Source organism: Nocardia transvalensis (genome assembly GCF_015477765.1).
Taxonomy (GTDB): Bacteria; Actinomycetota; Actinomycetes; order Mycobacteriales; family Mycobacteriaceae; genus Nocardia; species Nocardia transvalensis_A.
In genome coordinates, this window is sequence record NZ_JADLQQ010000013.1 from 1 (window position 1) to 26,418 (window position 26,418).

Consider the following 26,418-nt stretch of genomic DNA (forward strand, 5'->3'; position numbering starts at 1 on the left):
ACGACACCGTCGATGCCAATATCGAGCTGGGCCTGCCCGCCGATGCCCGCGACTACGGCACCGGCGCGCAGATCCTGGTCGATCTGGGCATCACGTCGATGCGGCTGCTGACCAACAACCCGGCCAAACTCGTCGGCCTGAATGGCTACGGGCTGTCCATCACCGAACGGGTGCCGACGCCGGTGCGCGCCAACGCCGAGAACCTGCACTACCTACGCACCAAACGCGACCGGATGGGCCACACCCTGGTCGGCCTGGACGACCTGGACTTGGGCAAAACCGCACGGTGACGAGGGCCGCGATCGACAAGGAGAAGTTGAACCAGTATGCCTACACCGACGAACTCCGGCTTCATTCGAGCCGTGATCTTCGACTGGCGCGGAACAGTGGTATCCGTTCCCTCCCTGCACGGTTGGGCGCGTGAGGCGCTACGGCGCACCGGCCGCACAGCTGACGACGACGCCACGAAGGCCCTGTTGGACGCCGTGAAAAAGGCAGCGGGGCAACCGAACCGACTCGATGGCCCTGGGGTCGACACCAGCGCCGCGCTACACAAAGACACCTACTTCGATGTGTTCGCCGACGCAGGCATCGACGAGGAGTTGGCCGACGCCCTCTATGCCGTCGAGTCCGACACCACCTATAACCCTTTCGCCGACGACGTCGCCACCACCTTCCACGCCCTCGCCGAAAACGACTGCAAAATCGGCATTCTCAGCGACATCCACTTCGATATCCGTCCCGCATTCGCCGACGCGGGCCTACTCGGCCTGATCGACTCGTTCGTTCTGTCCTACGAGCACGGCGTCCAGAAGCCCGACCCCGCAATCTTCCGACTGGCCCTCAATCAGCTCGGTACGCCCGCCGCGCGAACTCTCATGGTCGGCGACCGGCCCTCGCGCGACGGCGCGGCCGTCGACCTCGGAATGCCGACGCTGCTCGTCCCCACACTCACCGATCCCCAGCACAGGCGACTGCACCTGGTTACCGCGACCGTTGCCGCCGACCGATCGCTCCGGGCGAATACACCCGAGCCCCGGCATATCTCGGATATCGACGCGCTCAACGACTTCGACCGCTGCATCGTCGAGGAGTTCCGCGCCAACGGCGGCCACGTCGACAGGCCACCGGGCGGCACGCTGCTGCTACTCCATACGACGGGCGCCAGATCCGGCAAGCCCCGACTGCTGCCGCTCGCCTACCACGAGATCGACGGGCGCATACTGATCGTCGGCTCGTACAGCGGCGCGCCCAAGGCTCCGGCATGGGTGCACAACCTCCGTGCCAACCCGCAGGCCCGCATCGAGGTCGGTACCGATATCTATGAGGTGGTTGCGCATGAGCTACCGCGCGACGAGCGCGACAAGCTCTTCGAGCGGATCACCGAGGGATACCCCATACTCGCGGATCTCCAGGCCCAGACCGATCGTGTCTTTCCGCTCTTCGAACTCACCCGCATCCGAACATAACTGTGGGCCGTTACTCGGCCGGTGACCCGGCAGATCCCGGCACGACGAGCCCCCAGCCGCTGGAACGGGCCTGGCAGCCGAATCCTCACCCGTCTTCTATCCGGTCTTCTCGGTGATCCGCGGAATCTTCACCGACTCCGGCTCCCCGTACGCCTTCCTAGACTTGTCGACCGCCGCTTCTTCCGCTTCGGCCGCCTTGTTTGCAAGCGCCGCATCCTTAGGACTGTCCTCCGCCGTCCTCGCGGCGGAGGCGGCGGCGCTGGCGGCGGCGGCGAAATCAGCGGCGACGGCGGCGACGTCGGGGTCGGCGCCATCGTCGACCGCGGCATCGGCCTCGATGCGGATGAACAAGGCGACGTCGGCGGCGCGGCGGGCCGCGGTGGCGGCGAAGCGGGCGGCAGCGCCGTCGGCGTCGCTGCCGTCGGCGGCGCCGCCGCGGGCGTCGTCGGCGTTGCGGGCGGCGGTGGCGGCGATGGCGGCGAAGCGGGCGGCGGTCTTGGCGCTGGTGGTGGTGGCGGCGAAGTCGGCGGCGACGGCGGCGCGGGCGGCGGCGCTGTAGGCGCGTTGGCACGCTTGGATCACGAAGGGCTTTTCCGCCGCTACCTCGACATTTTCACCGGCGCAGTGCCCGCTCCACGGCGGATCCGGATACTCCTGGGCGTGTGCGGTGGCCCCGGCCCCGGCACACGCGATGACGACAGCCAGCAACGACCCCACTGCGGGCGGATTGATTTTCACAGCAACCTCCGTGACGGCGAAGAAAACGCAGGACATAGACCGAACAAACCGGGCCGGACGCACCAGCACCACATCACCTAACCAACGACATATTCGATGCCACCCCCGCCACGGGTCGGACGCTATTCGGTCACGACGCTAGACCGCACCGAGCCGACAGCACGCATACACCGACCCACCCGCGTGTCCTGTACCGGGTAGTCGAGTGTGCAACCGCAGCCACCGACCGACCTGCCCGGATAAGGCTCACTGTTGGGTTCGGTGGTAACGGGGGTCTGATCGGTCGGGATAAGTCGAGTATCTGATCGCTCGTTCGAGAGGGAATGCACAGCCTGTTCCTGGTCCGCGCGGGCCAGACGGTGACCGGGGAGATGCGCTTCGAGGAACCCGGACTGCCCCCGCCGTGCGCGGTTCAGATGATCGTGCACGAACTCGACGACCTCGGCGAACTCGGCAGTGCGGGCACCACGGTGAGCGAGTGCGACGGCCGGTGGGCGGTGATCGCCTGGGATGTGCCCGGCGACAGCCAGCGCCTGCAGAAATACTTCATCATCTGCTGACCCTGGTTCCTCCGGTCAGTAGCGGGTCCGTTCGAAGGTCTGGAGCAGGTCTGCCGCGACGCTCACCGCGATCGTGGCGGGCTCCTTGCCGGTGATCTCGGCCAGTCCGATCGGGGTCTTGATCCGGTCGATGGTGGCGTCGTCGTGGCCGCCCTCGGTGGCCAGGCGTTTCCGGAACCGCGCCCATTTGGCGGCCGAGCCGATCAGTCCGATCGAGCCCACATCCGTTGTGCGCAAGGCGGCGTCGCACAGGGCGGCGTCCTCGGCGTGATCGTGGGTCATGATCAGGATGTGGGTGCCGGGGGGCAGCTCCGCGAGCACCTCCTCCGGCAGCAGCGGTGTGTGGTGCACGTGGACCTGCGCCACCGCATCCGCGAGCACACCGAGCCGTTCCTCGGTGAGCTGATCGGGACGGGTATCGATCAGGTGCAGATCGAGGTTGTGGCGGGCCAGGATGCGGGCCAGCTCCAGCCCCACGTGCCCGACGCCGAAGATCGCCACCGCGGGGACCACCGGCAACGGTTCGAGGAGGACGGTGACGACTCCCCCACAACATTGCACGCCGTGTTGGTTGGTGACCTTGTCGTTGAGGGCGAATTCCATCAGCTCCGGCTCCGCTTCGGGCGTGCCGATCAGCTCGCGGGCCCGATCGATCGCGACGGCCTCGATATTGCCGCCGCCGACCGATCCCCAGGTCTCGCTGTGTCCCACAACGAGTTTCGCCCCGGCCCGGCGGGGCGCGTGGCCGCGCACGGTCGCGACGGTCACCAGCACGCCGGGTTCCCGGCGGGCTCGCAACCGCGCGACCGCGGCCACCCATGTCATGTCAGGCACTGCTCAATGCGCCTGCATCGGTGGGGGCCTTGCCGTTGCCGACCCGGCCATTGCCGTTGCCGCCCTTGCCATCGGCGACATGTTCGGCGGTGGCGTGCCCGTTGGTGGCACGACCGTCGCGGTCGTGACCGTTGCGCGAAGTATCGCCCCGGCGAGCGGCTCGGATCGCCCAATACACCGCCTCCGGAGTTGCGGGCGAGGCCAACTCGACGCTGACACCCTGCGGACCGAACGCGGCGACGGCCTGCCGCAACGCTTCTCGCACCGAGAACGCCAGCATCAACGGTGGTTCACCGACCGCCTTGGATCCGTAGACCGCGCCCTCCTCGGTGGCGTTCTCGAGCAGCGTGACGTGGAACTCCTCGGGCATCTCCGAAAAGCTCGGCAGCTTATAGGTACTCGCGGCCTGGGTGAGCAGCCGGCCGCGGCCGGGGCCGTCGCCGGTGTCCCAGCGCAGATCCTCCAGCGTCAGCCAGCCCGCGCCCTGCACGAAACCGCCCTCGACCTGACCGAGGTCGATCAGCGGCGAGAGGCTGTCGCCGACATCGTGCACGATATCCACCCGCCGGATGCGGTAGGCGCCGGTGAAGCCGTCCACCTCCACCTCGGTCGCGGCCGCACCGTAGGCGAAGTACTTGAACGGCGACCCCCGGAACGTCTTGGCATCCCAGTGCAGCCCCTCGGTGCGGTAGAAACCGGCCGCCGACAACTGCACTCGCTGGAAGTAGGCGGTACGTACGAGGTCGTCCCAGGCCAGTTCCCGGTCGCTGCCCAGAGCGCGCGCGACACCGTCCACGATGCGCACATCCGAGGCGTTCACACCCAGTTGAGACGCGGCCACCTGCAACAGCCGCGCACGCAACTGCTCACAGGCGTTCTTCACCGCCGCACCGTTGAGATCCGCGCCGGAGCTGGCGGCGGTGGCAGAGGTGTTGGGCACCTTGTCGGTGCGCGTCGGAGCCAGCCGCACCTTGTGCAGCGGAATACCCAGGGTGGTCGCGGCCACCTGCAACATCTTGGTGTGCAGGCCCTGCCCCATCTCGGTGCCGCCGTGGTTGATCAGGACCGAGCCGTCCTTGTAGATCAGCACCAGCGAGCCGCCCTGGTTGAAGGCGGTGAGGTTGAACGAGATTCCGAATTTGACGCCCGTGATCGCCACCGCCCGTTTGGTATTCGGGTGGGCGGCGTTGAAGGCAGCGATCTCGCGCTTGCGCTCGGCAATGCTGCCGTTGCTGCGAACCTGGTCCCAGGTGACGGAAATCCGTTCGGGGTGGCCGACCGGCTGCCCGTACGGCGTGCACTGACCCTGCCCGGGCCGGTAGAAGTTGCGCTCCCGCAACTCCATCGGGTCCCGGCCCAGCAGCGGCGCGCACCGGCCCAGGATGTCCTCCATGACCAGCATGCCCTGCGGTCCGCCGAAGCCGCGGAAGGCGGTGTTGGACACGGTGTTGGTCTTGGCGATGCGACCGGCGACGCGGGCGTTGGGAATCCAGTAGATGTTGTCGATGTGGCACATCGCCCGAGCCAGCACCGGCTCGGAAAGGTCCAGGCTCCAGCCGCCGTCCGCGGTCAGGGTCGCGTCCAGGGCCCGGATGCGGCCGTCGGCGTCGAAACCGATCTTCCATGAGGCATGGAAGCCGTGCCGCTTACCGGACATGGTGAGGTCCTGAGTCCGGTTGAGCCGCACCCGAACCGGGCGGCCGGTCAGCTTGGCGCCGAGTGCGGCGACGGCCGCGAATCCGTGCGGCTGCATTTCCTTGCCGCCGAAGCCGCCACCCATCCGCAGACACTGCACCGTGACCTCGTGGCTGGCGACGCCCAGCACGTGCGCGACGATTTCCTGTGTCTCCGAGGGATGCTGGGTGCTGCTCTGCACGAACACCTGCCCGGCCTCGTCGATCTGGGCCAGCGACGCGTGCGTCTCGAGGTAGAAGTGCTCCTGACCGGAGAACTGGAACTCGCCGGTGAAGACGTGTGCCGAGTCGGCGAAGCCCGACTCCACGTCGCCGGTCACCATCACGGGCCGAGCGCCGTGATAGCTGTCGGCCGCCATCGCATCCTGCAACGTGATGAGCGCGGGCTGTTCGTCGAGGTCCACCTCGACGGCCGCGGCGCCGAGGCGGGCCGCCTCCAGGGTCTCGCCGAGCACCCAGGCGACGGCGTGGCCGTGGAACATGACCTCGTCGGGGAACAGCGGCTCGTCGTGCTTCATCCCGGCATCGTTGACACCCGGCACATCGGCGCCGGTCAGCACGCGCACCACACCGGGCACGGCGAGCGCGGGTTCGGTGCGCAGTGCCGTGATCCGGCCGTGCGCCTTCATGACCTGGACCGGGTAGGCGTGCAGCACGTCCTTGGTGCGATACACCAGGTCGTCGGTGTAGAGCGCGGTACCGGTGACGTGCAGGGTGGCGCTCTCATGCGGCATCGCGACGCCGACAATGGCGTTCTCCGGACGCTCGGACAGGCTACTCATGACAACACCGCCTCGGTGGTTTGCGCGTACAGCTTCAGCAGGCTCTGGCCGAGCATGGCGGAGCGGTACTCGGCGCTGGCGCGATGGTCGCTCATCGGCGTGCCCTCGGATTGCAATACCCGCGCGGCGGCCTCGACGGTCTCCGCCGACCAGGGCTTTCCTTCCAGTTCCGCCTCGGTGTCGCGGGCGCGGATCGGGGTGGCGGCCACGCCACCCAGGCCGATCCGCGCGGTGCGCACCTTCCCGTCCTCGATGTCCACCGCGAAAGCGACTGCCACGCTGGAGATGTCGTCGAAGCGGCGCTTGGCGATCTTGTGGAATGCCACCACCGGTGCCAGCGGCAGCGGAATGCGCACGGCACGAATCAGCTCGTCCGGCCGCCGCACGCTGCGCCGGTAGCCGGTGAAGTAGTCGGCCAGGTCGACCTCCCGCTCACCGTCGGAGTCGGCGAGCACCACCGACGCCCCGAGCGCGAGCAACACGGGCGGGCTGTCACCGATGGGCGAACCGGTGCCCAGGTTGCCGCCCAGGGTCGCTCCGTTGCGGATGAGGCGGGATGCGAACTGGGGGAACAACTCCGCGAGCAGAGGCACGCTGCCGTCGAGGCGCCGTTCGATCTCGGTGAGGGACAGGGCGGCCCCGATCTCGATGTGATCCGATTCCACACGCAGCTCCCGTAATTCGGGAAGGCGATCGATCGCGATCACGTAATCCGCCCGCCGCGCACGGATGTTCACCTCCACGCCCCAGTCGGTGCAGCCGGCGACGACCACCGCGTCGGGCCGTTCACGCAACAGCCGCAGTGCTTCGGCCAGGGTCTCCGGCCGCCGGAACGTGCGGCCGTCGCCGGTGAATTCGGTGGCGGCCGGTTCGGGCGGGGACTGCTCACGCCGTTGTGCGAGAGGATCGTCGGCGCTCGGCGTTCCGACGGCGTACGCCGCATCGCGGATCGGGCGGTATCCCGTGCAGCGGCACAGGTTTCCGCTCAGCGCATGCAGGTCGAAGCCATTGGGACCGTGTTCGCAGGAGTGCGTATCCGCCTCCGTGGCAGCCGAATCCGCAGGAGCGCAGCGGTCGGGACGGTAGTACTCGGCGGCCATACTGCAGATGAATCCGGGTGTGCAGTAACCACATTGCGAGCCACCGCGCACCGCCATCTCCTGCTGCACCGGATGCAGGGCGGCGGGTCCGCCCGGCGCGCCGGCGGTGACGAGTCCTTCGGCGGTGACGATCTCCTGGCCGTCGAGGGCGGCGGCCGGGACCAGGCAGGCGTTGATCGCGACCCAGTCGGTGGGCCGGTGCACGCCCGGACGGGCCACCAGGACCGAACACGCGCCGCATTCACCCTCGGCGCAGCCTTCCTTGCTCCCGGTGAGGCCACGCTCACGCAGGAAATCCAGGACCGTGGTGTGGGGTGCGGCCGGGGAAATCGGAGTGACCTTCCCGTTGACCGTGATCCGCGCCGCTACCATGGCACATCCTCATTTCGGTGCGCGGTCGATCTAATTATCCTAGTCGCCATTTTACGAGCTTTCTATTTCGGTGGCGCGGCCCGAGAACCGGAGCGCAAATCGGCACGCGGGGCGACGTGCCGCAGGCGGTGACAGAGATCGGAATGCCGGGCTGCTCAGGAGCCGTGCGCTACGCGACCCGGAACCCACGCGGTGCGGTGAGCGAGGCGACGCAGGTCGGAGATGGTCGACATCCGACTTCGCCTCCTTCCAGCAGCTCACGGGTCGGTGTGACGAAACTACGTCCCTGTGGGCCCATCGGTCAAGCCTACGTATATCGATCAGCGGCCATTTGTAGGAATCTCTGATGAACCGGTCACGGGCCGCCATATACGTCGGTTCATCGTCCAAATGAATATGACGGCAATGTTTCCACCGGTTAACGCAGAATAGTCTTGGTTCGCATGAGGAATTCGGCGAGATAGCCGTCGTGCGGGAGTCCGGGCGCCATCCACGGCGTCGGATGGTCACCGAGGTGGACGTTGCCGATGGTCGGCTCGGCCACCAGCTCGTCGATCAGGTCGGCATCGGTGGTGGCGGCGGTGAGGACGAGGGTGTTGCGCAGGGGCCGGACCCCGGCATCGCGGTCCCACGGTGCGATCCACGCGCAGGGGAAGCCCAACTCCACACCGAGCTGTTCGGCGAAGGGGCTGTCGAGCTGATGCACGGCCGGGCGCAGCACGGCACTGCCGTCGCCGAGGTCGTCGACGATACCGTCGCCGCCGAGCCACGCCTTGGTCCCCGCGGCCCGCTGCCGAAGATGCTCGTCCCACCGGCGGGCGAGGCCGAGCGGCGCTACGGGCAGGACCGCGCGTTCGTCCGTCGCGGGCAGGCTGGGCAGCGCGGCGAGGCGATCGGCGAGCGCTGCCGCCACGGGGGTGGGGTCGCCTTCGACGAGTACGCCGGTGGCGTTGACGCAACCGACTCCCCCGCCGCTGCTGATCGACTCCACGACGGTGTCGATGATCGGCTCCCACGGGGTTTCGGCGGTGATGAGGACCTTGGAGCGCCCGGGGCCCTGTGGCAGGACGCGCGGATCGCCCGCATATTTGCGCACGACATCGTCACCGCCGTACACCACGGCGAGGTCGGCGTGCCGGAGGATGTCGTCGGCCGCGGTGTGATCGGTGGGCAGCAACACGATGCGGTCGTCGCCGAACCCGGCCTCGCGGAGGGCGGCGACCAGCCGGTGCGGTGTGAACGGCTCACGGCGGGAGGGACGCACGGCGACCCGATAGCCCAGCGCCACGGCATCCAGCCACCCCTGGTGTACTCCGGGGTGGTTGCCCGCCGCATGAACGGCGAACACGTCACCGCGGCGGGTCCAGACCGCCCCGCCGCCCCAGGTCAGTGGATCGCGCCACGAGCCGACCGCCCCGGCGGGCCGCGCCTTCTCGACGCTGTGATGGATCCGCTCGGCGGCCTGTGCGATATCACCGGTGGCGTTGCGCACCACCGCGATCGGTATCCCGGTGGCGGCGCTGACGGTGTGCTGATATTCCTCCGCCGTCAGTCCCGCGATCGCCTGCGTGGCGAACGCCCGGCCCGCCTGGGCGAGCGCCGCGATCCGTGCGTCGAGGGGCAGCACCGGTGCCCGGCGCAGCGCCTTCATCGCACGGGTGACGTACAGCGAGGGTGCGAGACTCAATGTCGCGACCGGATTTCCGGTGACGTCGCGGATGGTCTCCAGTCGGCGGGAGCGGTAGGAGCCGCCGGGTCCGAGCACCTCGAGGGGCACCATCAGTACACGCCCTCGATCACCGTCGCACCGCTGAAGGACGCCACGGGAGCCACGTCGGCGACCGAATCGCCGAAACCGCCCGTCAACGGCTCGACCCGAGTGGCGTAGTCCCGCTCGATATTGTTGACCAGCAGCGCCGTTCGGCTCATATGGTGCACCACGATCTGCCCGCGCTCGCCGTACGGAACGACCCGGCCGGTGTCGGGGTCGACCACCTGGAACGTGGTGTACGGAGTGAAGGAGTCGAATACGCACGGCTCGTCGTCACCGAGGCCGGGCCGCTCCACCGAGGTCCCCAGCATCATGGTGCTGCCGTAGCCTCCGACCAGCGTGGCGTTCGGAAACACCTCGTCGCGCAGCAGATCTCGGGTGTCGGCATCCAGATGTGTACCGCCCCAGATAATCGCGCGGATCTTCCGGTTCACCAGCTCGACCAGGTCGTCGTGCTCTGCGAGGCGTTCCAGCATCGGCGGGGTGGCGAAGAGCACGCCCACGTGTTGGCTGGACAGAATGTAGCCGATCTGCTCGATGAGATGATCGGTGTAGGCGGCGGCCATATCCATCCGGCCGTGCGCGATCAGCTTCTTCACCCACCGTGGGTCCAGATCGATGCCGAAATTCAGCCCGCCGCGCAGCGCCGCGGTGTCGACGGCCATTGCTCCGACATTGTGCGGCCCGCTGGGAACCGCGCTGAGCCAGTCCACATTTCGGGGTACCCCGTGCTCATCCAGTCGCTCGCTGAACCATTCGACGTTGCGACGCTGCCACTCCGCGGTGAACATCACTCGTTTGGGTTGCCCTGTGGTGCCGCCGCTTTCATAGACGCTGGCCCGGTGCTCGTCACCGAAGCCGCGGGGAATCAGCTCGCGGACGCCGACATCGCGCAGCTCGTCCACCACATTGGGAAACATGCCGAGATCGTCGAAATCCCGGACATCGGTCAGCGGATCGAAGCCCAGTGTCTCGGCCCGCTTGAGCCAGAACGGTGACCCGGTCTCCGGGCTGAAGTGCCACCGCATCATCTCCCGAACGAATTCTCCGCCATCTTGCTCTGCCATGGACTACCCTCTCGAAAAATCCGCGAGCGGAAATGATTGCGACACAAAGAAATACAATAATGCTACTAGAAAAAGGGCGGCGCCGACCCCTGTAGAAGTCTACGAAATGTCAGCATCGGCCTACACCCGTTTTCATGCCTTCCATCCCTATCACATTCCGCTCGGTCGGCTGTGTACTCCCTCCACAGGTTATGAGGAAAGCAAGGGAATTCCCTTGCCGGACAAGGAGTTCTCGTGGCGATCCAGCGGAAGCACACGATGTACCACTCGACCATCGTCGACGCCGATCCGGACACCGTCTGGGCCGTCGTCCGCGATGCCTTGAAGGTGGTATCGATCGTGTCCGGACCTGCGGCGACGGATGTGCATTGGGTCGACGGCGGTGCGCCCGAACGAGTTCCGTCGCTGTACAACTTCACGCTGGCGTTCAGCGGCGGCCTCGTCCAGCAGGAGGTCGCCGGGCGCAACGAGGTTGAGCGGTCGCAAACCTACCGATCCATCGAGCCGACGATGGGCGTGGACGCCTATCTCGCCACTATTCGCGTCCGGCCGATCACCAACGATCCGAACCGCTGCTTCTTCGATTGGACACGCGAGCTGACGATCGCCGACGACGCCGACACCGACGTCGTCGAGACGATCATCGCCATGATGGCGAAGCAGACCGACTCCATTCGGGACCACTTCGCACAGAAATAGCCGCGACGACATCTCACCGCACGAAGGAGAAAGCCTTGACTGAGACGTTGTCCGGTCGGAAGCTCGAAATCGCCTGGCCCGATCTGGGTATCACCGTGACCGCGGAACTCGACGGTCGCAACGCCGAACTGGCCGATGCGCTGTGGGAGGCCCTGCCCTACCGAAGTCTGCAGGGGCACGCGCTGGTCGCGGGACAGCATCTGTATCACGTCGCACCGATCCCCTCGCTGCTGCATCTGCCCGCGTCCACTCGGATCGCGGATCGGCGCGAGGCGCCCGACGGGACCGTATTCTGTTCCGCGCTCCAGCATTTGGGCATCAAGTACGGCACGTTGACCGAACCGATGCCGGCCTCGCCGGTGGGCCGGATCCGGCCGGAAGACATCCCGGCTCTGCTGACCGCCGGACAGGCGGTGTGGGATTCGGTCTATTCGAACACCGAGCCGGTCCTCGTGGAGGTCCGAAAGGCCGGCATGGCAGGCGGTCACCGCATCCCCCATCTGACGGCCGCCGATCCGGACGCGAACCGCCTGATCCACGACGTGCACGCCGAGACCGAGCGGATCTGGCTGTCCGAGCCACCCGAGCTGGCCGATCTGCACCGGGGGTCGATCCCGTCCGGGGCCGGGAGCTTCGAGACGGTGCTGCCCACCTTGTTGTTCGTCAACGGTGAGACGCGGCCGCTGGGGTATGCCACCTACGGCGGCCTGGTCCGGGCCGCGGTCCAGGACATGCCGATGGATTCGCTGCGCCACATGGCACGCCTGCTGGTCGGCATTCCGGCCGAATTCCTGGGCTACTGCGGTCTGGAGAAGCTGTGGGCCTTCACCCAGCGCTTCCTCGCCTGCCTCGACCACCTCGACCGCGACGACTTCCTCGCCGTGGTGAGCCAGATGGCCCTCTACGTCAACTGCCTGGGCGGCTGGAACCTGCAGCTGTACCCGTGGGGCACCGGCGACCACCTGCGCCAACTACGCCCGGCCGAAGTGGGTCGGCCGGCGTGAGCGGGTTGCCCGAACGTACCGACGCCCTCGTCGTCGGCGGCGGGGTCATCGGCACCTCGATCGCCTGCCGGCTCGCCGAGGCGGGCGTCGGCACGGTCCTGCTCGACCGTGGCGCGCTCGGATCGGGATCGTCCGGGACCACCGCGGGCGTCGTCCGGACCTATTTTCCCGGCAATGCCCTCATCAGCAGCCTTGCCGTCCGCAGCATGGCGGCCTACCACGCCTTCGCCGAGCGGACCGGAACCGACCTCGGCCTGAACCGAATCGGCTTCCTGGTGTTGTTCACCGAGGAACACCAGGTGGAGGACTTTCGACGCACCCGAGCCGACCAGCGGGCCGCAGGAGTGGACGTCGAGCTCGTGACCGCTGCCGAAGCAGCGCAACGCAACCCGCTGGTCGACGAGCGCACCATCCTGGCCGCGGCCTGGGCACCCGAGGCCTACGCCTGCGACCCCGCGACCATCGTGCGCGGCTACGCCACGGCCGCCCGGCAGGCGGGCGCCGTCCTGCGCACGGAAACATCCGTCACGGGCATCGAGCCCGACGGACGGGTCCACACGTCGGCGGGCAGCATCCGCGCGGACATCATCGTCTGCGCGGCCGGGCCCTGGGCGGGAACGGTCGCCGCCATGGCCGGCGTGCGCCTCCCGGTGACCACATACCCCGTCGACATGCTCCTCACCGACGCGCCCGCGGGTGCCCCCACCCTGCCGATGACCCTGCACCCGTCCGGCCTGCGGATACGAAGCTGGGGAGAACGCATCCTCGTCGGGATGGGCCGCCCCGGCCCGGACGAATCCCGGGAGGCCTGGCTACACCGGGTGTCACACCAACTCGGCACCACCTTCCCGGCCCTCGCCGGGAACCGCCTAGAGCGCGGGTGGGGCGGAGATCTCGACGTCAGCCCGGACGGGATGGCCTTCATCGGCCGCGATCCCTCCCGCCCCTTCCTCTACGCGGCAGGATTCTCCGGCCAGGGGATATGCCAAGCCCCCGCCGCCGGAGAGATCGTCCGCGACCTCGTGCTCGGCAAGCAACCCTGGATCGACACGGCCGGTCTCAGCACCGCCCGCTGCCTCGGCGGCTCGGCCGCGGCCGTGTAGCAACGAAGGAAATTGTCATGATTGTCTTGGGGTGCAACGGTTTCACCCGCGTCTCGGAGTTCTTTGCCGAGAACTTCGGCGCGGTCGGCACCGATAAGCATTACCTGCTCGGCCACGATGCGGGTGCAGCGCTGCTGGTGGACGGCGAGCTGGTCGCCGCCGTGGAGGAAGAGCGGCTCAACCGGGAAAAGAAGACCACCGACTTCCCGATCAACTCGGTGCACTGGTGTCTCGAGTACGCGGGGTTGCAGTTCTCCGACATCGATCTCATTGCCATTCCCTGGAATTGGTCCGCCGAGGTCGTGGGCCAGGTGCTGTCCGACATCTCGTCCGCGCCGATGGAACCGACGGCGAAGCAGTACTTGCTGAGCAGCATCGGCAAGCTGGCCGCCGAAGTCGTCGGCCCGGAGGCAATCCTGGCCGACTTCGCCGCACGCACCGGGTTCACCCCCGATCCGAACAAGGTGGTGTTCATGCCGCACCACCTCGCCCACGCGATGACCGGCTACTACATGGCCGGTATGAAGGACAGCGCATTCCTCGTCAGCGATGGTCGCGCGGAACGGTTTTCGGCGCTGACGGGCGAAATCCGCGACGGCCGCATCCGCGTCTTCGACGAGACGGCAATCGGTGCGGAATACTCGATCGGCATCCTGTTCAGCGCGATCACGCGTTTCCTGGGCTTCGTGCCCAACAACGACGAATACAAGGTGATGGGCCTGTCCGGATACGCCCGGCCCCCGGTGCCGAACCCGTTCGTCGAGGATTTCGTCCAACTGCACTCCGACGGTCGGTACACCTTCTCCAGGCCCCTGGAGACGGACAACCCTCGTGGCCTCGACCCCCTGTTCGAGCAGTACTTCGGTCCCGCCCGGGAGACCCTCGAATACAAGGCTCGCGTGGCCGCCGCCGCACAGGAGATGCTGAACGTCGTCACGGGCCACCAGCTGCGTGCATTGGCGGCCAAGACGGATCTGAACCACCTGCTGTTCGAGGGTGGTGTGGCGCTGAACTGCCTCAACAACACTCCCTTGTTCGAGGGTTCGCGGTTCGACGATATGGACGTGAGTTTCGGCGCCAGCGATACGGGCATCGTCATCGGTGCCGCGGTCTACGCGTGGATCACTCACCCGGACAACGCCGACAAGAAGAAGGCCGTGCCGCGGGTCACTCCGTATCTCGGGCCGGAATACGACGACTCGACGATCGAACAGGCCCTGCGGGAGTTCGGCAATCGAGTGGAATGGAGCAGGCACAGCGACGACGAGGTCGTCGATCAGGTGGCGAAACTGCTCACCGAGAAGGTCGTCATCGGCTGGTACGAGGGCCGGCTCGAGCACGGCCCTCGGGCCCTGGGCCACCGCAGTATCCTTGCGAACCCGCACTTCCCGGACATCAAGGACGTCATCAATACCCGGGTCAAACACCGCGAGCCGTTCCGCCCGTTCGCACCGATCGTGCTCGAGTCGGACGCGCCGAAGATCTTCGACATGGGCCGCAAGACCCGTTCGCCGTACATGACGTTCGTCTTCCCGGTGCGGCCGGAATTTCACGACGTGATCCCGGGCGCGACCCATGTGGACGGCACCTCCAGGGTGCAGACGATCACCGACGAGGACACCCCGCGGCTGGCAGCGCTGTTGCGCGAGTTCACCGCGCTGACCGACATTCCCTGTCTGATCAATACCTCGTTCAACGTGGCGGGCGAACCGATCGTGTGCACCCCGGCCGATGCGCTGACCTGTTTCCTCGGCACGGAGATCGATTACCTCGTGCTGGGCAACTACCTCGTCACGAAGGCCGACAGACCCGCATGACGATCGCCGACTTCGGGGCGCCCACAACGCTGCTACTGCTGCGGCACGGCGAGACGGCGCTGACGCCGGAGAAGCGATTGTCGGGCAGCGGCGGCTCCGACCCGGCCTTGTCGGATACCGGGCGGCGGCAGGCCGATGCCGCCGCGGAGATGCTCGCGGCACGCGGGACGGTGCAGGCGGTGGTGTCCTCACCCCTGCGGCGCTGCCGGGAGACGGCCGCCGCGGCGGCGCGACGGCTGGGGCTGGAGGTCCGGGTCGACGACGGGCTGCGCGAGGCGGATTTCGGTGTCTGGGAAGGGCTTACGTTCGCCGAGGTGCGCGAGCGTTACCCGGACGAGCTGGCGGCGTGGCGGGAGTCGCCGACGGCGGTGCCGGGTGGCACGGGCGAGTCGTTCGAGGCGGTCACGCGCCGCGTCGTGCTGTCCCGGGACAAACTGCTGGCGCGGTATGCGGGACGGACAGTGCTGGTCGTCTCGCATATCGTGCCGCTGCGGACGCTGGTCCGGCTGGCGCTGGGCGCGCCGCCCGAGTCGCTGTTCCGGATGGAACTGGCGGCGGCTTCGGTGTCGGCGGTGGCCTATTACGGCGAGGGGAATGCGTCGGTGCAATTTCTGAACGACACGTCGCACCTGCGGTGAGCTCCGGAAAAATGGAAGAAGTTCGCATAATGGTCGACGCGGACCGGCTCTTGTCAAAGTCTACGAAAAGCCGGTCTCAGCCTGCGGACGTCTTCATGTCTTCCACCCCTATCCGGCCCCCCTCGATTGGCTGTGTACTCCTCACACAAGTTGCGACAAAAGGAGTGACCGTGACCGCGCACACCCGAGAAATAAGCATCCAGGAGCTGGAGCGCGCCTGGATGGACGAGGCGATCAAGCTGGCCACCACCAGCGTCGCGAACGGCGGCGGCCCGTTCGGCGCACTGGTCGCCAAGGACGGCGAGGTTGTCGCGGTCGGGAACAACCAGGTCACCGCGACCTTGGACCCGATGGCACACGCCGAGGTGAGCGCGATGCGTGCCGCCTGCAGGCAGCTGAACACCTTCTCGCTCGAGGGCTGCGTCCTGATCACCTCGTGCGAGCCGTGCCCGATGTGCCTGTCCTCTGCGCTGTGGGCGCGTGTCGACCGGATCGTCTACTCCGCCGATCGGCACGATGCCGCGGTGGCCGGTTTCGACGATCGCAAGTTCTACGACCTGCTCGAAAAGAAGCCCCAGTCGATGTGGCCGATGCGGGTCGAGCAACTGGACCTGCCCAACCGTACGGCGCCGTTCGACGCATGGCTGGCCAAGTCCGACCGCATCGACTACTGAATCGCCCCGCGTGCCGGGCGCCGGAATGACGACCGGATCATCCGTCGCCCTCAGCGGTCGTCGAATCCCGCGCGGACAGCGGCCACTGCGGCCTCGATGCGGCTGCTCACCCCGAGTTTCGACAGCACCCGGCTGACGTATTCCTTCACCGTTTCCTGGCTGAGGAACAATCGGGCACCGATCTCCCGATTGGACAGGCCCTCCACGATCAGCCGCAGAATCTCCCGCTCCCGCTTGGTCAACATGGCAAGACGCTGCCGCACTTGATAATTCATCGCATCGGTGTGGACACGATCCCGCTGCGGTGCGACCGCCAGCACCGCTCCCGATATCAGCACATTCAGCACCTCCAGCACGGCGAGGACACCGCAGTCCTTGATCACCGCCGCGTCGACCTGGCCGATATCCGCCTTGGTGGCACCATGTTCCACCAGCAGCGTGATCATCGGCGAATGCTCCAGCTCCCGCAGCCGGGCCACCGTCGAGGCCAGGTCGGCCAGCCGCCGCACCGAGGCATCCAGCACGATCACCTCGGGACGCCAGCGCGCGGACCTGTCCACGGCCTCGGACCAGGCGCAGGTGCCCGCCAGGGCAAATCCGTCGTGCGCCGCCACCGCATTGCCGAAATCCATTCGGGCGAACGGTGAATCGGAGACAACCATCAGTGTCCGCGGTCGAACCACCTCGGGCTTGCGCATCTCGGCATGGCGATGCCGATTGTGCAGTGCCGTGGTGCGCAAAGCTGTACGAACGGCCATCTACGTGTCGTCATCGTTCATCTGGTGGCTCCTCCAATGCCGCGCCACGGTGTTCCGCCCCTGTAGGAAATATCGCGGCGCGGCGATATTCCGCATCCGTCGAAAGGGCTTCCAGCGCGGTGTCGAACCGGGACCCACGGACCGACCCTAACGAGCAGGTTTATGCATGTCAACCCATTCGTGTGCATAGATGTGCACGAAGTGCGGGCAGAGATGCCCATCACCATCGGTCGTGCGGAGCAATGAACGTGCATCGTGGGCATCTCTGCGCAGCCGAGTGATACGGTGCTTGCCATGGTGGACAAGTGGGGCGCCGACGAGACCGCTTTACAGGACCTGGCTCGCAACCACCGTTCGGTCGTGGATCTCGTGTCCGAGCTCGACCGGCTCGGCATCGAGTTGACACAGGCGCACAGCCACACAGAGGGTTACCAGCTGGTCTTTCCCAAGGCGGCGATCGATCGGCTGCTGCAAGCACTGCAGAATGTCGCCGAATCCACGGATGCCGCAGACGGATCCGGCCGGACCGAACCCCCGACGGCATAACCCCGCAAATCAACTGGCGGACAACGGTTGACATCGTTCTCCACCTGGCAGCCGACCGCAGGTTCGTCTACTCTGCCCTAGGGGGGTTCAGAAGATCGAATACCGGCCTCGACGCAGCAGCTGAAACCAGCCATGCACCGACGAGCCGGACGTCGCAGGCATCGACGCCGCACTCTGACGAGGGAGCCACGTGGCATGTTGAAACCGGACCGGCCCACTGTCTCCGCACTGACGTGGAAACTCCTCCGCGGCAAGGTTTCCACGCGCGCCCGTTTACACACTCTTGTCGATCGTCTCGAACTGCCTGCGGACTGGACGATCGAGGAGTTCATCGCGTCGGTCGAGCGCATGCGCGGCCGCCGGATCGTCCGACTGCTGCTGCCGCCCACCGCTCCGGTAGGCCTGTGCGGGCTCTGGCTGGAATGCAAGGACTACGAAGCGATCTTTCTTCGGCAGTCCTCCGATCCCGCCGTGGAACTCCATGTGGCTCTGCACGAGGTCAGCCATATGCTGCTCGACCACGGGCAGGACACGTCGATCTCCACGGTGGACTGGAGCACGCTGCGCAGCGGAGGGGTGGACCACGAGATCGACCTCTCCACCGTGCGTGCCGCCCGCGGGCTGTCCAGCTACGCCTCCAGGGAGGAGTACGAGGCCGAGCTGTTGGCGACGCTGATCGGCTTCCGCGCCCGGACCGTCGGGCCACGCCGCGACCCGATCTTGAGAGAGCTCTGACGCCGGTAGCCGCACGCCCGCCCGGGCGGCCGTCTCCGCGGGTGGGCGAGCTCGCCCGACACATCTCGCCCCCGATCAGCTATCTTCGAGCAATATCACGCTTCGGTTCCGCTCGGACGGCTCACGGAGAGGGATCCGGCATGACAGTGCTCGTGGCAGGCGCGTCGGGATTCGTCGGCAAACAGTTGTGCCCGGAACTGGAGAAGGCAGGGTATGCGGTGCGGGCCATGACGCGCCGACCGCGGTCGTATTCGGGGGTGGGGACTGCCGTTCGCGGGGACGTCCGCGACCCGGCCTCGCTACGGCAGGCGATGGACGGGTGCGACAGTGCCTACTACCTCGTGCACTCGCTCGACGACCCGAGGTTCGAGCAGCGCGACGCCGAGGCCGCGCGGCACTTCGGGCAGGCCGCCGCGGACGCGGGGCTGCGGCGAATCGTCTATCTGGGCGGATTGGGTGACGACCGCGACGACCTGTCCCCGCACCTGCGCAGCCGCCGGGAGGTGGAGAGGCTGCTGGGCGCGGCGGGCGTGCCGGTCACGACGCTGCGGGCGGGAGTGATCATCGGCCACGGCGGCATCTCCTGGGAGATGACCCGCCAGCTGGTGGAACACCTGCCCGCGATGGTCACGCCGAAATGGGTGCGGACCAGGACCCAACCCATCGCCCTGGATGATGTCGTCCGCTATCTCGTCGGGGTGCTGGACGAGCCGCGAGCCGCCGGGCGCACCTTCGATATCGGCGGTCCGGAGGTCCTGTCCTACGGGGCCATGCTCCATCGCCTGGCGGCCATCGAGGGGCGGCCCCTGCTGGTGGTGCCGATCCCACTACTATCGCCACGCATGTCCGCGCTGTGGCTGTCGTTGGTGACCGATGTCGACTCCCGCACCAGCCGTTCGCTGGTCGAATCCATGGCCAACGAAACGGTGGTGCGCGACAACAGCATTCGCGACGTGGTGCCCTTCGAGCCGATGGATTACGACGAGGCGATCCTGCGTGCGCTCGGCCAGCGCGCCAAGGCCCGGCGGGCCGCATGACGGTGGCACCGTGGCGGCGCGCCGCCGTCGCCGGAATCACCGCGGTCGGGGCCGGGCTGCTGCACAAATCGCTGTCGGCGCGGCCGGACTCGCGGGCGTTCTACGGCCTGAGCCTGGCCACCGCCGCCACCTGGACCGCGGGCGGCATCGTCCTCGCTCCCCCGCGGCTCGGCAGCCGCTCGGCCGCGCTGCTCGCGCCGCCGATCGGCGCCGGGGCGTTCGGCGTGTTCTACGGCTGCGCGCTGGTGGCCCGCCGCATTCCGCTCCTGAACCGGGCGATCTCCGACGTGCTGCGCTACGCCGGTCAGGCTCCGACCACCCGGGCGCTGCTCATCGCGCTGGTCAGCGGGGCGGGTGAGGAGCTGTTCTTCCGCGGGCCGGTCTACGACGTGGCCGGAGACCACCCCGTGGCCGTATCCACCGGCGTGTACTGCCTGACCACCACCGCGACCCGCAACCCCGCCCTCACCCTCGCCTCGGCGGTGATGGGCACGCTGTTCGGACTGCAGCGCCGGGCCAGTGGCGGGGTCGCCGCACCCGTGCTCACCCACCTCACCTGGTCCACCCTGATGATCCGTTATCTCCCCGCCCTTTTCCCCGCCGCCGAGCGGCCGCGCCGAGGCCGGATCACCGCGGTGTGAGGCGCACCGGCAGGCCGCCGCGCAGGTACGGGGCGATGGAGGTGCGCTCCCTGAAGACCCAGCCGGGTGGCAGGACCATGTGGTAGCGCTGAAACAGCAGACTCAGCAGGAACTGCGCTTGCAGGTACCCCAGCTGGGCTCCCAGGCAGCGGTGCGGTCCGGAGCCGAAGGGCAGGTAGATCAGGCGCGGCACATCGCGGGGCAGGCCGTCGTAGAAGCGTGCCGGGTCGTAGGTGTCGGGGTCGTGCCACCACCGGGGATCGCGGTGGATGTAGGACATGGGGATCCCGAGCAGGGTGCGGTCGGGAATCTCGTAGCCGCCGACCACGAAACCGGACCTGGCGAATCTCTGCAGTATGGGCGTGCTCTGCAGGCGCATCGCCTCCTCGAAGCACGCCTTGGCCCAACGCGCCGAACGCACCTCGGCGGTCGGCGGATCATCGGTCGCCTGCTGTGCGGCCTCGTCCGTCAGCCGTTCGGCCACAACAGGATTCGCCAGCACCCGGGCGACGGTCTGGGTCAGTGCCGCCGAGACGGGTTCGAACGAGCCCTCCATGACGGTCAGCACCTGAGTCGCGATATCCCAGTCACTCATTCCCGCTCCCGAGGGCAGTCGCACCGCCAGCATCCGGGCCAGCACATCGTCGCGATCACCCGGATCGCGGCGGCGCCGGGCGACCTTGCGCTGCAGCATCAGAAACAGGCGCGGCACCGAGGTGGAGCGGATTCGATCCGCTCCCCAGAGCGGATTCGGCGGCGCGCACATCTTCAGCACGACCCCGAATATCCGGCCCATCGCGATCAGGCCGTCGCGCGTAGCGCGCAGTTCGCGTTCGGTGACCTCATCGGAGAAGATCTCGTTCAGAATCGCCCCGATGATCAACCACCGGAACGCGTCCTGCAGATCGGTCACGCCGTCCTCGTCGGTGGCCCAGCTCAGCGCGCGCGGCAGGCTCGCGGTGTAGGAGCGCACATTCTTCCGGAAGACGACCTCGAGTTCCTGTTTGGCGAACATCGGAACGATCGCCCGCCGCCGCTCGGTGAATCGGACGCCCTCGATGAAGGGCAGGCCGCCCACGATGTTCTGCACCCTCGTGCCGTAGGCGCCGAATTTGCTGAAGTTGCCGGACCTGTCGTTGAGCACCTGGGCGGCGTAGTCCGGATGACCGAGCAGCACGGTATCCCGCAACGGGAACCGCACCCGGCAGACATCGCCGTAGGTGCGCATCACCTCCTCGATGAACTGCACGCGATCGCGCGCATACGGGCCTATCGACCCCAGCACCGGCACGCCGGGTGGTCCCGGAATGGCGCTGCTCACCGAATGTTCGTAATCGATGCCGGAATTCATGACCGATCCCGTCCCGAGCCGACCCCGGTCGGCCTCGTGTAGATGTTTCCGTGCAACCCGTTGGAGGTGTCGGCGCCGCGGCCGAAACGTATCCGTGCCCGCTGCACGGCGGTGTCGGCGGCGTCCAGGAGGTAGCCGTACAGGAATTCCGCGGCCATCACGATGCCGATGCCGCGCAGCGCCAGCGGGGCGTACTCCTCGCCGGTCACGATGAGCGGCCGTGGCAGCGGAAAACCGTTGGTGGCCAACGACCGCACCCCCGATTCGGCACCCGATCGCAGCGGCAGGCGCCAAATACCCGGGAATTCCGATTCGGGTCGAATGGCCGACTTCACGACCCCGTGGCCGACGCCGTGCGCCAACCGCCATTCGGCGCGTTCGGCCAGCTTCGCGTGTGCCCGATCGATCCAGCGCGCATAACGCTGCGGCCCCAGCGCCCGCCACGGCCGCGATCCGGACAGGAACAGGCCGTCCTCGAGGTCGCGGCGCAGCCGGCGCAACCGCGCATCCTCCCGCGCGGTGAATCCGCCGGTCGCCACCAGCCAGCGGCCGACCTGATAGCGGGCCAGGAATCCGGAGGTGAACACGACGTGATCGAGCAGATGATCCAGGACGAAGAAGCGGCCGTCCGCGATGGCGGGGCGGTATTTGTACCGCACCATGCTGCGCATGATCCGCCAGTCCGCGTCGGCGCATTCGTTCACCGTGTCGATATATCTTCGGCGGGGCCGGGATTCGAGGACGTCGGCCTCGATGATATTGGCGATATGCCACGACGACGACATCGACAGGGAGATGCCCTGGCTGTAGAAGGCGTCGATGATGGAGGCCGCATCACCACAGATCGCATACCGCCGCGGTGACACATAGGTGTCGGTCATGTGCTGCGCGGTGCGGTAGGAGCGGAACTGCAGCAGCGCGGATTCGTCGAGGAACGACAGCACCGGATAGCGGCGAATCGTCTGCCAGAAGAAGGTTTTCAACGATTGTCCGTGCAACTGCCGCTGGTCGACGCAGATCCCCACGCTCAGACGGTCGTCGGTCAGCCGGATGACCCAGATCCAGTAGCCGGGGCCCCAGAGGTGGACCGTTCCGTCGGAGCGGCGCAATGTCTCCCCGTCGGGATACTCGTAGTCCCAGATCTCGCCGAATACCTCGTCGCCGCAGTCGCGGAACTGCCCCCACACCGCCGAGGTGGCGAAGCCGTCGTCCAGGTCCACATCGTGGCCGAAGCGTTTCACCAGGAATCGGGCGCGCCCGGAACAGTCCACCAGCCACCGAGCCCGCAGGCGCTCGACCTTGCGCGCCGACGGGGCCCACACCACCGTGTGCCCGTCCGGATCGGAGGCCACGTCGCGGACCCGCCCCGGCAGGAATTCGATGCCCGCGGTGTTGATCAGCGTCTTGCGCAGCTGCCGCTCGATATCGGGGCGGGCGATCTGGGCGTCGGCGAACAGGGCCCGGTGCAGCAGCGGATTCTTGATGGCCCGCGCCCACTTCGGCGGCAGATCCGCCTTGAATCCCCATTCGTGGACGGTGTCGTCGAACCGCTCGCGGCCCGCCATGTCGTACACCATCCAGAATCCGCTCTTGTGGCGGGAATCGGTACACGCGGAATCGAGCTCGCCGACCGTGCGCAGAAACGGCGTCGTGTACATCAGCAGGGATTCCCCCACCTTGTAGTCGTCTCGATCCATGGGGTCGGACGGATCGATGACGGTGACGTTCAGGCCCCGCTTGGCCAGTTGCAGCGCATTCATCATGCCGACGATTCCGGCGCCGATGACGCAGACGTCGGCGGCATGCGAATCATCCGAGTGAGTCATGATCGTTCATCTCCCGTGGACCGTTCCCGGAATTCGGCGGCGAGACCGTGCAGCAGGCCGCCGACCCGGTCTTGCACACCGCTGCGGATCACCGCGGGCGCATCCCGCACATCCGATTTCCCGCCCCGCACCCAGGCCGCCGCCAGACCCACCAATTGACCGGCCGGTGGCCAACCGGCCAGCACCGGCGCGTCGGCCAGCGTGCATTTGGCGTCGATGACCGTCACTCCCGCACGGCGCAGGGCGGCACTGAATTCGCGGCGGAATTCGGCGTGGGTGGTGACGGTGCGCCCGGCCAGGCCGCAGCCGCGCGCGTACGCGGCGAAATCACAGGCCGACAGCGTGGAGCCGGAATCCGGCCAACCCATGACATAGCTTTCGTAGCGGATGGCGCCGAGGGCGCCGTTGTCGAAGACCACCACGACCACCGGCGTCTCGATCGCGGCGCCGCTCGCCAACTCGGCCAACGTGATCGCCGCGCCCCCGTCGCCGACGACCGCCACCGCGGCCTCACCCGCGGCGGCTACCTCCAGCGCGGCCGGGATGGCGAATCCCATGGTGGCGAACGACGAGGTCCAGAGGTATCGGTCCGCGGTGCGCAGATATCGGAAGGCCCACAAGGTATTCAGGCCCACGTCGACGCTCACGGTGATCCGGTCGGGTACCGCGCCGATCTCATCGTTCATGATGCGAGCCAGATACGACGGCCGCAGCGGCCCCCACCGGCGCCACCGCAGCGCCGGAGCATGCCGGATCGGCTCGGTGAACGGACGAGAGGCATTGTCGGCCAACGCTTTCGGTGTGCCCACCGCGCGCAGTCCGCCGATCATGGCCTGCAGGGCGGTGCGGGCGTCACCGAGTAACCCGGCCGCCCCTTCCGGCAGCCCGATCAGGCACATCGGGTCGGTATTGATCGACACCACCGACGCGCGACTCACCAGATCGAATGCCGCTCCCCGCGACGAGACGCCGACGAGCACGACCACATCGGAGCGCTGGATCTCGCGGACGGTGCGGTGATGTCCCGAGCTGCCGACCAGACCCGTTCGCGCGCCGTGTATTCCGGCGCGCACCGATGAGCCGCCCATGGTGGTGAAGACCGGGGCGTTCACCAGCCGCGCGAGCTCGCGCAGTTCGCTCGCGGTGCCCGCGGCACCCCGCCCGGCGATGATCGTCGGCCGGTCGGCGTGACGGAGCAGGTCGACCGCCCGCGCGACGCTGTGGGCCGAGGGACGGCGCTCCAGGTGGGCGCGGGTGAGCCCGGGCGGAACGGTCAGGGGAAGTTCGGGCAGCGCATCGCGCAGGATGCGCACATGCACCACACCGCGGGTGTGCCGGGCCGCGGCCAGCGCCTGTTGCAGCCGGGGGCCGTCCCGCGCCGGATCCTCGATCGAGCACGACCACCGCGAGACCTCGGCCAGCAGGTGGGTCGAATCCACCAGCCAGCGCCCGTCCTCGACCGTCACCACGAGCAGCGCGGCGTGATCGTAGGCGGCGTCGTAGAGCCCGTTCATCTGCATGAGCAGTGCGGCCGGTGAGGTCACGACCACCGCGGCGCGGGTTCCGAACGCCTTGTCGTCGACCGAGGCGCGCAACGCCGCGGCCTGACCGTCGACCGCGACACCGACATCGAGTCCGGGGGCCTCGGCCGCGCAGAAGCCGGTCATATGGATGCGCTGGAATCCGAAGCGCCCCAAGCCTTCAACCAGTCTCGGCAGATCCGAGCCGCCGACGGGTCCGGCAGGCTCGCCTATCAGCATGGAGGCCATCAGCACGATGCGCGGGCCACCGCCGGACACCGCGAGCGCCTCGTCCAGCTCGTCTTCGGTCGCGGCGCTTCGTGTGTCGACTCCGAAGGCGCGGGCGAACAAGGTCCGGTCGCGGCGCAGGTCGTCGCTCACGCAGACGACGGTGATCGGCACCTCGTACCTGACGGCGGTCGACAGCTCCGAAACATATTGATCCACATGGGATTTTTCGGTGAGAACATGGATCCGGCGGCCGGTGGCCAGTGCCATGCCGATGGCCGTGGGCACGGCCGCGCCCGGAAATCGCAGATTCCAGGAACTGTGCACCGCCGCGCAGTGCGACAACTGCCCGGCGGCGAGGGACTGCCAGCGGGCGCCGTCCACCACGACCTGCCCGTCATCGAGTCGGCTCCGCAGCACCCGAATCCAGCCGACGGCAGGTTCGGATGCCTCGATCTGTTCGTAAGCCGTTGCGGTATCGCGCAATCGGGTCAGTTCGGCGATCAGGTTGTCGAGGGTGGTCTCGATATCGCCGACGATCCGGGTGGGCGGTACGCCCCACTGCCGCGTCTCCTCGATATCGGCGATCTGGACCAGACCGGCCAGCCGCGGAAAGGCCCGGAACAGGCCCGGCGTGGCGAGACCCACCAGCAGTGCCGCCGCATCGGGCAGATCGGCCGAATCCGCGGTCGGCGGTCCGGTGAGCGGGGCCGCGCACGCCTCGGGCAGCACGTGCAGCGGCACACCGAGCAGGTGCGCCAGCGCGCGGGCCCGCATGTCGTATCCGCCCGCATGGGCACCGAGAACCACCGCCACGGGACGGTCGTGCAGCGATTCCGCGAGAGCGGCGATGGTGTCCTTGTCCGGGGAGACCGATGCGCCCACATCCAGCAGCCGCGGGGCACTCACCCGATCGGGCACCGGGGCGCTCAGCACATCGCCGGGAATGGCGACGTGCACCGACGTGCGTTCGTGCAGCGCGCTCCAGCAGAGCTGATCGAACACCCCGACGTGGTCGGTCGACAGGATTTCCACCGAGCGCGCACAGCCGTCGCGGAACAGGCGTGCGGAGTCGATCTCCTGGAACGATCCGGTGCCGAGGGCGGCCACCGGAACCTGGCCGGAGATCGCGAGGACGGGGTGCCGGTCGGCGTGAGCGTCGTACACCCCGGGCAGCAGATGGGTGGCGCCGGGTCCCGCGGTACCGAAGCACACTCCCAATTTCCCTGTGGCCCTGGCGTATCCGGCGGCCATGAAGGAGGCGGCGGTTTCGTGCCGGGTGGAGACGAACCGGATATCGGGCCGTCGGCTCATGGCGTCGACCAGGCAGTTCACGGATTCCGCGGGCATACCGAAGATATGGGTGACGCCCTGGCGCACCAGATGATCGATGATGACATCGGCGAAACGGTTGCGGCCCACCAGGTCCGCGATCAAGTTCTTGTTCTGCATGG

At 67.7% G+C, this 26,418-nt stretch carries 22 protein-coding genes and 2 pseudogenes; 14 read left to right on the plus strand and 10 right to left on the minus strand.

The window, feature by feature from the left end; translation table 11 throughout:
• From IU452_RS31470 to IU452_RS38665, 3 genes and pseudogenes are all read left to right on the plus strand, one after another.
• A pseudogene (locus IU452_RS31470) lies at positions 1-290 on the plus strand (bifunctional 3,4-dihydroxy-2-butanone-4-phosphate synthase/GTP cyclohydrolase II); the annotation flags it as partial.
• A 36-nt stretch (positions 291-326) separates the two neighbouring features.
• Positions 327-938: pseudogene (locus IU452_RS31475) on the plus strand (HAD family hydrolase); the annotation flags it as partial.
• 105 nt (positions 939-1,043) lie between these two features.
• Positions 1,044-1,469: a nitroreductase family deazaflavin-dependent oxidoreductase gene (locus tag IU452_RS38665; RefSeq protein WP_324192966.1), complete on the plus strand. Its 426-nt coding sequence runs from the start codon at positions 1,044-1,046 to the stop codon at positions 1,467-1,469.
• 96 nt (positions 1,470-1,565) lie between these two features.
• On the opposite strand, the gene IU452_RS31480 is transcribed toward IU452_RS38665, so the two are convergent.
• Positions 1,566-2,207, minus strand: coding sequence for a hypothetical protein (locus tag IU452_RS31480; RefSeq protein WP_195112862.1), 642 nt, complete (start codon positions 2,205-2,207; stop codon positions 1,566-1,568).
• A 323-nt stretch (positions 2,208-2,530) separates the two neighbouring features.
• Here IU452_RS31480 and IU452_RS31485 point away from each other — a divergent pair, with 323 nt between their 5' ends.
• Positions 2,531-2,767, plus strand: coding sequence for a hypothetical protein (locus tag IU452_RS31485; RefSeq protein WP_195112863.1), 237 nt, complete (start codon positions 2,531-2,533; stop codon positions 2,765-2,767).
• 15 nt (positions 2,768-2,782) lie between these two features.
• On the opposite strand, the gene xdhC is transcribed toward IU452_RS31485, so the two are convergent.
• The 5 genes from xdhC to IU452_RS31510 form a co-directional block, all read right to left on the minus strand.
• Positions 2,783-3,592 carry a xanthine dehydrogenase accessory protein XdhC gene (gene xdhC, locus IU452_RS31490; protein ID WP_195112864.1) on the minus strand — a complete coding sequence of 270 codons (810 nt, stop codon included), beginning with the start codon at positions 3,590-3,592 and terminating at the stop codon, positions 2,783-2,785.
• Position 3,593: 1 nt separating this feature from the next.
• On the minus strand, positions 3,594-6,077 hold the full coding sequence (xdhB, locus tag IU452_RS31495; protein ID WP_228819115.1) for a xanthine dehydrogenase molybdopterin binding subunit: 2,484 nt from the start codon (positions 6,075-6,077) through the stop codon (positions 3,594-3,596).
• Positions 6,074-7,549 (minus strand): xanthine dehydrogenase small subunit, encoded by a 1,476-nt coding sequence (locus IU452_RS31500; protein ID WP_195112865.1) that lies wholly within the window; start codon positions 7,547-7,549, stop codon positions 6,074-6,076. Before IU452_RS31500 ends, xdhB begins: the two co-directional genes overlap by 4 nt.
• Before the next feature lie 418 nt (positions 7,550-7,967).
• Positions 7,968-9,329: an aldehyde dehydrogenase family protein gene (locus tag IU452_RS31505; RefSeq protein WP_195112866.1), complete on the minus strand. Its 1,362-nt coding sequence runs from the start codon at positions 9,327-9,329 to the stop codon at positions 7,968-7,970.
• Positions 9,329-10,387, minus strand: coding sequence for an AMP-binding protein (locus tag IU452_RS31510; RefSeq protein WP_195112867.1), 1,059 nt, complete (start codon positions 10,385-10,387; stop codon positions 9,329-9,331). Before IU452_RS31510 ends, IU452_RS31505 begins: the two co-directional genes overlap by 1 nt.
• A gap of 234 nt (positions 10,388-10,621) precedes the next feature.
• On the opposite strand from IU452_RS31510, the gene IU452_RS31515 reads away from it, so the two are divergent.
• From IU452_RS31515 to IU452_RS31535, 6 genes are all read left to right on the plus strand, one after another.
• Complete coding sequence (locus tag IU452_RS31515) at positions 10,622-11,086, plus strand: SRPBCC family protein (RefSeq protein ID WP_195112868.1); 465 nt, start codon at positions 10,622-10,624, stop codon at positions 11,084-11,086.
• Positions 11,087-11,121: 35 nt separating this feature from the next.
• Positions 11,122-12,090, plus strand: a complete 969-nt coding sequence (locus IU452_RS31520; protein WP_195112869.1) for a hypothetical protein — start codon at positions 11,122-11,124, stop codon at positions 12,088-12,090.
• Positions 12,087-13,193 carry an NAD(P)/FAD-dependent oxidoreductase gene (locus tag IU452_RS31525; RefSeq protein WP_195112870.1) on the plus strand — a complete coding sequence of 369 codons (1,107 nt, stop codon included), beginning with the start codon at positions 12,087-12,089 and terminating at the stop codon, positions 13,191-13,193. Before IU452_RS31520 ends, IU452_RS31525 begins: the two co-directional genes overlap by 4 nt.
• 17 nt (positions 13,194-13,210) lie before the next feature.
• Positions 13,211-15,010: a carbamoyltransferase gene (locus IU452_RS38670; RefSeq protein ID WP_228819116.1), complete on the plus strand. Its 1,800-nt coding sequence runs from the start codon at positions 13,211-13,213 to the stop codon at positions 15,008-15,010.
• Complete coding sequence (locus IU452_RS38675) at positions 15,007-15,648, plus strand: histidine phosphatase family protein (RefSeq protein ID WP_228819117.1); 642 nt, start codon at positions 15,007-15,009, stop codon at positions 15,646-15,648. Before IU452_RS38670 ends, IU452_RS38675 begins: the two co-directional genes overlap by 4 nt.
• A gap of 170 nt (positions 15,649-15,818) precedes the next feature.
• Positions 15,819-16,322 carry a nucleoside deaminase gene (locus IU452_RS31535; RefSeq protein ID WP_324192941.1) on the plus strand — a complete coding sequence of 168 codons (504 nt, stop codon included), beginning with the start codon at positions 15,819-15,821 and terminating at the stop codon, positions 16,320-16,322.
• 50 nt (positions 16,323-16,372) lie between these two features.
• Here IU452_RS31535 and IU452_RS31540 read toward each other — a convergent pair whose 3' ends face one another.
• Positions 16,373-17,080, minus strand: coding sequence for a response regulator transcription factor (locus IU452_RS31540; RefSeq protein ID WP_195112871.1), 708 nt, complete (start codon positions 17,078-17,080; stop codon positions 16,373-16,375).
• Between the two features lie 294 nt (positions 17,081-17,374).
• Between IU452_RS31540 and IU452_RS31545 the strand changes: the two genes are divergently transcribed.
• The 4 genes from IU452_RS31545 (at position 17,375) to IU452_RS31560 (ending at position 20,039) form a co-directional block, all read left to right on the plus strand.
• The gene (locus IU452_RS31545; protein WP_195112872.1) at positions 17,375-17,626 is read left to right on the plus strand and encodes a hypothetical protein; all 252 of its coding nucleotides are present in this window, start codon (positions 17,375-17,377) and stop codon (positions 17,624-17,626) included.
• Positions 17,627-17,821: 195 nt separating this feature from the next.
• Positions 17,822-18,361, plus strand: a complete 540-nt coding sequence (locus tag IU452_RS31550; RefSeq protein ID WP_195112873.1) for a hypothetical protein — start codon at positions 17,822-17,824, stop codon at positions 18,359-18,361.
• A gap of 140 nt (positions 18,362-18,501) precedes the next feature.
• Complete coding sequence (locus IU452_RS31555; protein WP_195112874.1) at positions 18,502-19,398, plus strand: NAD(P)H-binding protein; 897 nt, start codon at positions 18,502-18,504, stop codon at positions 19,396-19,398.
• The gene (locus IU452_RS31560; protein WP_195112875.1) at positions 19,395-20,039 is read left to right on the plus strand and encodes a CPBP family intramembrane glutamic endopeptidase; all 645 of its coding nucleotides are present in this window, start codon (positions 19,395-19,397) and stop codon (positions 20,037-20,039) included. Before IU452_RS31555 ends, IU452_RS31560 begins: the two co-directional genes overlap by 4 nt.
• Here IU452_RS31560 and IU452_RS31565 read toward each other — a convergent pair.
• Genes IU452_RS31565 through IU452_RS31575 form a run of 3 tightly spaced genes read right to left on the minus strand, consistent with a single transcriptional unit; the run spans position 20,026 to position 26,416 of the window.
• Positions 20,026-21,390 (minus strand): cytochrome P450, encoded by a 1,365-nt coding sequence (locus tag IU452_RS31565; RefSeq protein WP_195112876.1) that lies wholly within the window; start codon positions 21,388-21,390, stop codon positions 20,026-20,028. The genes IU452_RS31560 and IU452_RS31565 overlap by 14 nt on opposite strands.
• Positions 21,387-23,216, minus strand: a complete 1,830-nt coding sequence (locus IU452_RS31570) for an NAD(P)/FAD-dependent oxidoreductase (protein ID WP_195112877.1) — start codon at positions 23,214-23,216, stop codon at positions 21,387-21,389. The genes IU452_RS31565 and IU452_RS31570 overlap by 4 nt, the downstream gene beginning before the upstream one ends.
• A complete protein-coding gene (locus IU452_RS31575) occupies positions 23,213-26,416 on the minus strand; it encodes a thiamine pyrophosphate-binding protein (protein ID WP_195112878.1) in 3,204 nt (1,067 codons plus the stop codon). The genes IU452_RS31570 and IU452_RS31575 overlap by 4 nt, the downstream gene beginning before the upstream one ends.
• Positions 26,417-26,418 lie beyond the last annotated feature (2 nt).